Genomic DNA, 10968 nt, shown 5'->3' on the forward strand with positions numbered 1-10968 from the left:
GTGAAGCCCTGCATAACGCCAAGCGCAACTTAGCGTCGAAGCCTTTTTTTTAATTGATCAAGTACAATGGATGGCACATAGACATTGGTTCCACTAGCCAGCATCGTGCCTGGCCTGATATCGCCATGATAGTCGCTCCCGCCGGTTACCACAAGACCATAGCGCTCCGCAAGCCTACTTAATTGCTTTTGATTTTTCTTTGAATGGGTCGGATAGTAGACCTCGATACCTTGCAAACCGCAGGGGACCAGTTGCTCAACCAGCGCAGGAATTTTCCTGAGCGAATTATCTATAGTTGCCGGATGAGCCAGCACAGGAATACCCCCCGCATCGGCTATAAGTGAGATACCGTCCACCGCCTCCAAAACCTTGCGGGGCACATACGCCGAGCAACCTCGCGCCAGAAATCTATTAAAAGCCTGGTCTATGGAAGTGACAACACCTTTTTCCATAAGCACCTGAGCAATATGTGGCCTTCCTGTCTGTCCAACAGTAGATTTCTGATCTACCTCTTCAAGAGTCACCGGTACCCCTTGCTCCTGGAGCTTTTCTATGATCTTTGTATTTCGCCACACGCGGGCGGACTGGATTTCTTCGAGTGTAGATCGCAACTTCCGATCTTTCTGATCGATATAATAGCCAAGAAGATGCACATGCAGTTGACCAAACACCGCGCTGATTTCAATGCCTGGAACCACTTCTAAATCGATATTTTGGCCTGCGCGTATCGCTTCATCGACACCTTCCATAGTATCATGATCGGTAATTGAAATTGCAGTCAGCCGTTTGGCTTTGGCCAGCCCAACGAGTCGAGAAGGCGAGAGAGTACCATCTGAAAATGTTGAATGAATATGTAAGTCGATAGACATAAGCGAGAAGATGAAAGCGGTAAAAGGATGACTAAAGAGTAGAAAGAGCTAGAAACACAATACATCCAACGCGGAAAAGGGCAAGGTGGCTAGCAGTTGTCACTTCATCACCCGTCTTATCATGTTTAACCATCATCCGCAATTTTCCCTTTACTTTTCCAATTCTTGTCCGATACATTCAGTACACCCCCAGCAGCTACTGATCGCTAGCGGGTAGTGAAGTATTAATCGTTAAAAGATCAGTTCCCGGACAGGACGCCACAATGCTTCAAACCGCGCTTTGTTCAGCATTCTCGGAGAATCCAGATGCGAATCATCACCCTCAGCTGTTGTTTCCTGTTACTTCTTGCCGGATGCGCCCGTATCCCCGAGCCAACTGGCTATCAGTATACTACCCAGCCGAAGATGCAGGCCGCCTATCATTGGGTTGTTCTGGCCAGCGATGTGGCGAACAGGATCAATAACCAGCTGGTGTTAAGTGACTACCCAAGAACTCCCGTGTATGTTCGCCCAACCTGTGGCGACGAGGACACCCCTTGCACTGCCCAGGAAAACAGCACCTTCTCCGAAGCCTTTCGCGACTTGCTCATCACAGAACTGGTACGATTTGGAGTCCCGGTACGAAAGACTCCCGATGAAGAATCGATAACTGTCCACTACAAAGTCCAACTTGTCCATCACAATGCAGCACGTCTGCAAACCGTCAGACCAGGAGTTATGACTGCTATCGCGACAGGCATTATGGTCTTGCGTAATGCCCCCTGGGAACTGCAAACCATTGCCGGTGCCGGCCTGCTGGATTTCATGAATACTGCCGCTGTGCGCAGCTCATCTCATGAAGTAATTATTACCACCTCCATGATAACCAAGGAACAATACCTATTCAGAGCATCTGATCTTTATTACATTAATGATGCAGATGCTGGCCAATACCGTGATGTTGCAATCAATGAGGCGGCGGAGATACCCCTTATCGGTCCAGAAGGCACCAGTGAACAGAATTCTGCTAAAAGGCCGGGGACAATGATGCCAGAAAAAGCAGTACCTGAAACCGTCATACCCACAACAATAGAACCACAGCCACTTATTGATGAAAAAGTGGTTATCCCTGAGCTTTAGCCCCACACCTAAACGAGATATCGATGCAAAACACTTCTCTTTCCATCTTCAATAGGGTTGCATTGCTCCTCATGGCGCTACTGCTTTTGTCAGTTTCCGGCTGTTCGCGCTTTAATTGCACCCGTTTCGAGAAATTTGTCGGTGACGAGACCGATCTTATTGCCTTCTCCTATTCTATTGCCGAAAAGTTGACAACCACCGCCTCGCCCCCACTTGTTCTTGGCATTTCAGATATGCCCATTCTGGTGACAACCTTCGTCGACAACAACAACCTTGAGAAGACCTCAAAATTTGGCCGAATCATCCAGGAGCATATCAGCTCACGCCTTGTACAGCTTGGTTATCCTGTCAAAGAAATCAAAATGACTGGGCAGCTTATGATCGAACCCAAATCAGGCGAATCGATTCTATCACGTGATATAGGCAAAATAGCACCCTCCGTAAAAAGTCAGGCTATTCTGGTTGGGACCATCTCCATCACCAATCGGACAATGTATGTTTCGTCACGGTTGGTACATCCTGTAACAAACACAATCATCGCATCAACGGACAGCAACCTCTGCATGGATGATACAATCCTGACCATGTTCGGTCTCCAACAGCAGCATAGTTCTGGAGAAATTTCCGAACCGCCACGTCCGAGGCTCAACTCAATTCTCTATTGATGACAGTAAAGCGGTCCCATAAAGTGGATAATAGAAGGAACCACATAAAGCGCAATAGAGATAATCTTATCAAGATTTCTCCTCGACCGTTTTTTTCACATGTCATAAACTGACAAGTTGATTATAGTTTTTTCAAAGTAAATGACCTTTTCAGCCAGTCACACATGGAGAAAAAGAACAGAAAATGGAGAGTCAGGAACGACGAACAGCCCAGCGGATACAACTGAGCGCTGTGGTTAACATCAGGATAGATGATCAACTCTTTGCCGCCGGCACTGATCTTCGAGACATCAGTCTGGATGGGATCAATGTCAATATAGATAAAGCGTTGCCGATAAACCGCATCTGCGATCTGGAAATTCTTATCTGCGGCCCGTCAAGCGAGCTCACACTGCGAACCAAGGGCAGGGTCCTGCGCCAGGATGCAAATGGGGCAGCGGTGAAATTCACCGAACTCGATATCGATACGTATCTTCATTTAAAGAATATTGTTCTTTACCACCGTAGCCCTGAACGCAGCTGAGCTGCGTTACCTTTCCTCCAGGCCAGGACGATCAAGTAAGCGGATGGTTCTCCCCTGCACATCGATAAGTCCCTCTTCAGACATTTTCGCAAAAATCCTGGAGAGGGTTTCAGGAATTGTGCCCAGAAGACTGGCCAACTGCCCTTTTGAAATCTCCAACTCGACACTATCTCCGCCCCCCTGTTCTTCTGAGAGATAGAGCAAATAGGAAGCAAGCCGAGCAGGAACTTCTTTTAACGAGAGTGATTCTATCTGAGTGGTGAACCTCCGAAGCCGCATGGAAAGCATCGCCAGCATGTTCAGAGCAATAGAAGGACATTGGGTAACAATCTTCACGAAGTCCCTTCGCGGAAGAAAAAGCACTCTCGTGGCAACCAGCGCCTCAGCCGTCGCCGGAAACGGCTGGCCGTGAAAAACCGGAACTTCACCAAAAGGCTCACCTTCGCCAAAGATATGCAGGATTTGCTCCTTACCCTGCATGGACATTTTGAAAATTTTCACCCTCCCTTCTATAACGATATAAAAACCGTTGCCCTCATCTCCCTCAAAAAAAATCGACTCCCCTCGCCCGTACTTCTTTTCAACAGCGATTTTCTCAATTTCAGACAGCTCGTGATCAGGTAACCCCTGAAACAGGCGATTGCTGGCAATGGTGGTATGCTTATTCATGAATTGTCCCTTTGCCGAGAAAGGCTTTCATCATGCCCTGCTCTATTGTACTATTGGAAGATTGGTGAATGGATGATCCGTTGCTCATTGCTCCTTGCAACGCATTAGTCAACCACACGAAACCTCAGCCTTTCGAATTGTCATTTTATACCAGCTCCTGTCAGAGCTGTAAAAAACTATATCTTTATCCGTCGTTTTGCCTGATGCACAGTAACCGGAAGATTGTTCATATCGATATGGACGCCTTTTTTGCCTCCGTTGAACAACTGGACGATCCGACCCTACGTGGCAAACCACTTATTGTTGGCGGTTCACCGGACAGCCGGGGCGTTGTCGCCGCCTGCTCATATGAGGCACGAAAGTTCGGGATCCATTCGGCCATGTCAGCAGCAAAAGCTGCACGCCTTTGCCCCCATGCTATCTTCACCCGGCCGCGCATGTCGCGATATCGTGAAGTATCTGCCCAGATCATGGAAATTTTCCATGAATATACCGATCTCATCGAACCTCTCTCCGTCGATGAAGCTTTTCTTGATCTCACCGTCAACACATTCTGCGAACCATCCGCATCAATCCTTGCGAATAAGATTCGCCGGGACATCTTCTCCCGTACCGGCCTGACTGCATCAGCCGGGGTTTCGTGCAATAAATTCTTGGCTAAGGTCGCCACCGACATAAACAAACCAAACGGTATTACCGTTATTCCACCGCACCTCGTGCTCGATTTTCTTGGTCGGTTGCCAATTGGCAAATTCTATGGAGTAGGCTCTGCCACCGAAAAGAAGATGGAACGCATCGGGGTAAAAAACGGTTCCGACCTTCGACGTTTTACCAGGGAAGAACTTGTCTTCCACTTCGGCAAGTCTGGGAAGTTCTTCTTTGATATCTGTCGCGGAGAAGACCCACGCCCGGTAGAGAGCTCTTCTGTTAGAAAATCCATTGGTTCGGAAACCACGCTTTCAGAAGATATTCTTGAGATGGAAATCATTCATCAAATCCTTGAACAGCAAGCTGACTCAGTGGCCCACAGCCTTGCCCGGCGCAATTTCGGTGGTTACACCTTGACATTAAAAGTGCGATATCACGATTTCACAACCATCACGCGATCAGCAACCATGAAATCACCGCTATTCAGCTCAGAAGATATCATGCTCTGCCTACCTCGTCTTTTAGCCGCCACCGAAGCCGGGCAAAGAAAGGTTCGTCTTCTCGGAATTACCGTATCCACCCTCTTTACAAAAAATACGACTCCCATCCAGTTACGCCTGCCCTTCACTATGGAATACACAGACAACTGGTAATTCAACTCTTTTCCTGGCCAGGTCGGTAACAGTTATCCATAGGACATGGCTTGTGAGAAAATGGGAAAATGATTACACTCCGCTAGTCATCTGAACATACCATCCACCCTTACAGTGAATAAAATCCATGAAAGATCTCGTTTTTTCTATCCTTAATATTTTCAAATATGTTGGCCGGATTTTCAGCTTTATCCGCAACACATTCGTCAACATTATTCTTATTATTCTCGTTCTTTTCTTTACCATAACAGTATTTACCTCCGGCCCTGCCGATATCCCAAATAATAGCATTCTAAAACTGAGCCTGACCGGAGATATCGTCGAAGAACGAAGAACGACATCCGCCTTTGAGAGTTTTCTCAACGAGTCCCTTAGCGGTCAGGAGTCACCAAGCTACATGGTCCTGCAGGACATTCTCGATCTTATAGAAACAGCTGCCTTTGATCCAGCCATTGAAAATATTCTCCTCGACTTGAAAGATCTCGGGAAGATTGGCCTCGACCAGATGCAAACCATCGGTCACTCACTTGAAATCTTTAAGCATCAGAATAAAAAGGTATTTGCTGCCGAAGACTTTTATACCCAGAAGCAATACTATTTAGCCTCCTACGCCGACACGATCATCCTCAATCCCATGGGAGGGGTGGAGCTGCATGGTTTAGGTCTTTACCCCCTGTACTTCAAAGATGCCCTCGATAAACTGCAAGTCAATTATCATATTTTCAGGGTAGGCACCTATAAGTCTGCCATTGAGCCGATCACCAGGAATTCCATGTCAGACGAAGCCCGCTCCCAGAATTTGCATTGGCTGAGTACCCTATGGAATACATACACCCAAGACGTTGCCAGACAACGCGGCCTGACCACACAAACACTCAACGACTATATTAATAATATCGACGTGCTCCTGGCCGAGACTAAGGGAGATACAGCCAAACTGGCACTGGATAACCGCCTGGTTGATCTTGTCCTGACCCGTGAAGAGCTAACCAGCCACCTCGAAATGAAAACTGGCTCCAGATCTGAAGCATCGATTGTCTCGACCAGTGATTACCTCTCTCATATTGAGCCCTCCTACACCGAGTCTGATGATGACCAGCCGCAAATAGGCATCATTGTGGCCGAAGGTAATATCGTAGGCGGCAAGCAACCTGCCGGTATCATCGGAAGTGATTCACTTACAGAGCGTCTGCGCTCCGCCCGTACCAACAAGATGATTAAAGGTGTGGTGCTGCGTATCAACTCCGGAGGCGGCTCAGCTTTCGCCTCTGAGATTATCCGTCAGGAAATTCTTGAACTCAAAAAAGCGGGCAAACCCGTGGTTGTCTCCATGGGCTCCATGGCCGCGTCCGGAGGCTACTGGATATCTGCCAATGCCGACCAGATCTGGGCTTCCCCCGTGACACTCACCGGCTCAATCGGAATCTTCGGGGCAATCCCAACCTTTGAAAATTCCCTGGCTCACCTTGGGATACACAGCGATGGGGTCGGCACAACTCCACTTTCCGCAGGTATCAACCTCACCCGACCGCTGGCACCCGCTGTCAAAGCGTCTATTCAATTAACGGTAAACAACGGTTATAACCGGTTCCTTGATATTGTCGAACAGGGACGAAAAATTGACAAAGAGCAAATGCCATCTATTGCCGAAGGACGTGTCTTTTCTGGAAAAACTGCCAAAGATCTAGGGCTGGTAGATAATCTCGGCTCACTGAATGAGGCCATCGATGCTGTTGCAACTCTGGCTGGATTACATGAATTCTCTCCAATTTATATCAACCGCAAGCTATCGGTACGGGAAGAACTCATCCAGAGTTTTTCAACTTCGATATCTGCATTTCTCCCTGGTCTCATTTCCTCAACCCCTGCCCTAGGCTTATATCGTGAATTACGTGAACAGTTCGGAAACCTTTTCCTTACGAGCGATCCGAATGGTGTTTACGCCCATGCACTGCTGCCGCTTCTTGATTGAAAAGCCTGAAACTTCAATTTTTTGCAAAAAGTGAATTCCCTTAATGTGGACAGGATGCCGGCAGCACAATATTTCAAACGACACGCTGCTTAGCTGGCACTTTGTCTTCCGGTAGGCAAGGTGATGGTGATAAATGGCCGCTTTTTACGGCTTGCTGAAGAAATCGGTTTAGCCGGTATTATTTGCCATCTTTTTCATTATTCCTACAAGCAGTTTGGTTCAGGGAGACATTCTGGTTCTCTGCAACCACCTTTATTACAACTAAGGTGATATCATCTTCGAGTCGCCCGGGACTGATGAAATCCTGCACAAGAGCAGAAAGAGCGTCGACGATTTCTGTTGCTGTTCGGTGAGCCTGTTCCCGAACCAGGCCACGCACAGGAGCCTTCCCCAACATCTCGCCCGTCTTGGATCGAGCTTCCCATATTCCATCGGTGCCCAGGAGGATTAATTGACCCTCCTGCAGACCATCGTGTTTAAAAGATTTATAAAGGCAATCTTCATTAGCACCAAGAGCTACCCCTTCGCCTTTAAGGTCCAGGAAACTATCTTTATCCGGATCGTACAGCATGGCCGGATCATGCCCGGCCCGTACCCACTTCAGGCATTTACCAGATCGATCTACCGAAAGATATAAAAGGGTCATAAAGTTACCAGACCCCTCGACATCCCGGCTAAACTGACGGTTCACATCGGTGACGATTTTGGCGATATCACCCCCAAGAGCCACACGCTGCCGAAGACCAGCACGCACAGAGGCCATAAACAGAGCAGCCGGAAGACCATGACCGCTGACGTCTCCAATGGCAATATCGATACTTCCATTATCTTCTTGTTCCCGAATCAGGTAGTCCCAGTAATCGCCACCAGTGGCATCGCAGTAGATGCTCTTACCGGCGATTTCTAGTCCTGAACAACGGGGAAGTTGCTGGGGCAGAAGAGTCTGCTGCACCTCTCGGGCCAGGCCAATTGTGCGTTGTAACTCGTAGCGTTCCTGTAGACCGGCGGTCATGCGATTAAAGTGGTCGCCTAAATGGCCCAGCTCATTGTTGTCATTAAGCTGGGCCCGGGTAGAAAGATTGCCCCCGGCTACACTGTTCATTGCCTTCTGGAGACGTTGAACCGGTTCGACTATGCTGCGAGTCAAATAATGCGCCAGAACGAGGGTGAGTACCCCCTCGACTACCAAAATATAGATCAACAGGGCCAGTAACTCTTCTAAAAATACCTGAGGATTTAGACTTAAGGCCATTCGGGCCTTGTTATAAACCAGGAAAGCCATGTCCATCATTGGGAGCAAGCCCCCCAGAAAGAAGAACAGCAATACCCGTGACCGTAGACTAACTCGAAACACCCCAGACATATCGGCCACGCCACCTTGAGGGAAGAAAGCAGCATGTAGCCTGCGAACCGAAATTTCTTGGCCAAAAAAAGTCAACACGCTGGTGACCACCCCGGAAAGAATAATTCCAGTGAACATCCAGAGGAAGCTGAGCAGCTTTTCTTCGGGTGCTGAGGTTGAAGGCAACCAATGTAACACCAGCGGGATAAAGAACGCTGCTAAACTCCAGCTGAGCATCCCCACTACCCCTGCTATGATAGGGACGTTGAGCAGGCGTCGCTGCACCTTAAGAGTGGTCTCCGGAGAAGGAGCATGACCGGCGGCTCGAAGCACCACGTAACGCAGCACCGGTTTTTGAAGAGAATAATTGAGTGTAGTTCCAAAAATAAAAACCAGAAGAGTGGTCAATACCGCAGCAAAAAAGTAATGGCTACTATCCACCACCACCGGGCGAATATCGTCAAAGAAGACAAAATAGGTTACACAGATCACTACTCCAGTTAGGTTTGCCGCCACTTGAATTGTGCGGAAACGGAACTGGATATCCCTTTCCATTCCTTGCCAGGGGTTGTCAGATGGACCAGCCGTGTGTTTAGGCCTAGGATATGTTTTGCTCGTTGTTCTGTTAACCATTTATTTTGACTTCGTTATGTTAATCTGAATCTTTTAATGGCTTAAGAGTCAGGTTCTTTTCCCTGGCATGATAGCCAATCGCTGATCAGAGAGATGCTTACTTTTGTGTAGCTCAAGACAAAATCCCGGTCCTTTCCTGCACCAGGCATCGGCACCGCCCCAGCCAAAACGGAGTCCATTTCGGTGCTCTTTATCAACATCTTTTTAATAGCCAATTAATCCTGGGTGCAAAAAGATCTTTCGCTCTTTGCTACTCCTGCTTTCTCCCAAAGAATAGAGTCATAAATCCAGGTCTTGGCCAAGTAGAGTTGAACCTCCACAGGTACATTGAAATTGTCTTTTGCCAGTACACCAAACACCGCCCCTCGACCGTTCTCTACCTTACCAAGTCGTCCAAGCCATTGCGTAAGACACCAACTCAATTGGTCCCATGTATTGTGAATATAATAAATAATTGAATTGCTGAAATAATATAACCTTACAAAGTCAAATTACATAAACAGTTTGGAAACCTTTTCCTGATAAGCGACCCGAACGGAGTTTATGCCAATGCGCTGCTGTCGCTCTCCAATTGAAGAGCTTGATACTTCATAGATTTGCAATATAAGATTTTCCCTTAATGTGGACTGGATGCCAGGAGCACAATATTTCTAACAACATGCTGCTTAGCTGGCATTTAGTCATCCGGCAACAATCCTTGCAAATTGTCAGTCAATGCATTGTAATGCAACAAGATATCGTGTGAAAACTCGACACCACATACCGATTTTTTCTATAAAAAGTTCTTGCTGTTTTTCTTTTTTTCATGACAGACTTTCTGAGTAAGAATGCAACTATAGCTGAGAATAGCTTTCTTCAGGCCGCCAAAGAAAGAAAAAATCAGTCACCATCATTTCAGGCGAGGACATAATGTTAAAAAAAATGACATTAAAAGGCAAATTGCTAGCGATCTTTATTGTGGTGAGTCTTATACCTCTTGGGGTAGTGACCTTTATTTCGGTCAAGAAGGCAAGCAATTCGCTACAGTCTGAGGTGATTTCCAAGCTCACCGCTATTCAGGAGGCAAAGCGAAATCATCTGCAATATTATTTTGAACGGGTTTATGCAGCCGTTGGTATTATCAAGAACGATCCGTACCTTTATGGCAGCATGCAGGCATTTACCGAAGCATTTGAATCTGCCGGCAAAACAGTAAATGATACAGCCTGGCAGACCCTGGTAGAATTTAAGGAGCCTCCTATTCTCAGCACAGTGGAAAAGTATGGTTTTTATGACCTGCTGATGATCTCTCCAGGTGGATATATTGTCTATAGCACCAAAAAAGGCAAAGATCTTGGAATGAATATCCCCGAGTCTGAACTCAAGGATTCAAGTCTTGGCCTGGCCTTTCAAAAGATTAAAGACAATTCGGAGGGTATTCTCTTTGCCGATTTTGGTGGATATCCCACTGCAGCTGATGAACAAGCCGCCTTTATGATTGTTTCGATCGTTAACCGGTTAAATGCTGTATTAGGATATGTTGCTATACGCATTCCAGTTGACACTCTGGAGTTATGCTCAAAAGTGGTGTTTGAGGGAGAATTAAAAAAGAAATGACGTATCCTGTTGGAATCAGTTTGCCAAAACAGAATTCCAACAAAAAAGGATACGTCATGATCAACAGTAAAGTTATCACACTGAAAAAGCCAGGAGAGTTTGTCGAAGACCCGCTGACCGAACTGTTACGTATCGGCGCCCGACAACTCATTGCTGATGCGGTTGAGGCTGAATTGCAAGACCTGCTCCAGCATTACGCAGAGCTGAGAAATGAGAAAGGGCACATGCAGGTTGTGCGCAATGGCTATTTGCCTGAAAGAGAAATTCTCACAGGGCTTG

Annotated in this window: 9 protein-coding genes and 1 pseudogene; 7 read left to right on the forward strand and 3 right to left on the reverse strand. The window is 47.1% G+C overall.

The features are described 5' to 3' along the window. Positions 1–29: 29 nt before the first annotated feature. Positions 30–869: a PHP domain-containing protein gene (locus BUF15_RS06350; RefSeq protein ID WP_073612618.1), complete on the reverse strand. Its 840-nt coding sequence runs from the start codon at positions 867–869 to the stop codon at positions 30–32. Positions 870–1175: 306 nt separating this feature from the next. Here BUF15_RS06350 and BUF15_RS06355 point away from each other — a divergent pair, with 306 nt between their 5' ends. The 3 genes from BUF15_RS06355 (at position 1176) to BUF15_RS06365 (ending at position 3176) form a co-directional block, all read left to right on the forward strand. Beyond that, a complete protein-coding gene (locus BUF15_RS06355; protein ID WP_073612619.1) occupies positions 1176–1988 on the forward strand; it encodes a hypothetical protein in 813 nt (270 codons plus the stop codon). A gap of 23 nt (positions 1989–2011) precedes the next feature. Beyond that, on the forward strand, positions 2012–2653 hold the full coding sequence (locus BUF15_RS06360; RefSeq protein ID WP_073612620.1) for a FlgO family outer membrane protein: 642 nt from the start codon (positions 2012–2014) through the stop codon (positions 2651–2653). A 184-nt stretch (positions 2654–2837) separates the two neighbouring features. Then, a complete protein-coding gene (locus tag BUF15_RS06365; protein WP_073612621.1) occupies positions 2838–3176 on the forward strand; it encodes a PilZ domain-containing protein in 339 nt (112 codons plus the stop codon). Positions 3177–3182: 6 nt separating this feature from the next. Here BUF15_RS06365 and BUF15_RS06370 read toward each other — a convergent pair whose 3' ends face one another. Beyond that, on the reverse strand, positions 3183–3845 hold the full coding sequence (locus BUF15_RS06370; protein WP_073612622.1) for a Crp/Fnr family transcriptional regulator: 663 nt from the start codon (positions 3843–3845) through the stop codon (positions 3183–3185). Between the two features lie 203 nt (positions 3846–4048). On the opposite strand from BUF15_RS06370, the gene dinB reads away from it, so the two are divergent. Further along, positions 4049–5146 (forward strand): DNA polymerase IV, encoded by a 1098-nt coding sequence (gene dinB, locus BUF15_RS06375; protein WP_073612640.1) that lies wholly within the window; start codon positions 4049–4051, stop codon positions 5144–5146. Between the two features lie 127 nt (positions 5147–5273). Then, complete coding sequence (sppA, locus tag BUF15_RS06380) at positions 5274–7118, forward strand: signal peptide peptidase SppA (RefSeq protein WP_073612623.1); 1845 nt, start codon at positions 5274–5276, stop codon at positions 7116–7118. 178 nt (positions 7119–7296) lie between these two features. Here the strand turns inward: sppA and BUF15_RS06385 are convergent, their stop codons facing one another. Beyond that, positions 7297–9015: a PP2C family protein-serine/threonine phosphatase gene (locus tag BUF15_RS06385; RefSeq protein WP_159441237.1), complete on the reverse strand. Its 1719-nt coding sequence runs from the start codon at positions 9013–9015 to the stop codon at positions 7297–7299. Between the two features lie 987 nt (positions 9016–10002). Between BUF15_RS06385 and BUF15_RS06390 the strand changes: the two genes are divergently transcribed. Continuing rightward, a complete protein-coding gene (locus tag BUF15_RS06390) occupies positions 10003–10689 on the forward strand; it encodes a cache domain-containing protein (RefSeq protein WP_073612625.1) in 687 nt (228 codons plus the stop codon). A gap of 56 nt (positions 10690–10745) precedes the next feature. After that, positions 10746–10968 (forward strand): annotated as a pseudogene (locus BUF15_RS06395) (IS256 family transposase); the annotation flags it as partial.

The sequence above is a fragment of the Desulfopila aestuarii DSM 18488 genome (assembly GCF_900143695.1).
GTDB classification, from domain to species: Bacteria; Desulfobacterota; Desulfobulbia; order Desulfobulbales; family Desulfocapsaceae; genus Desulfopila; species Desulfopila aestuarii.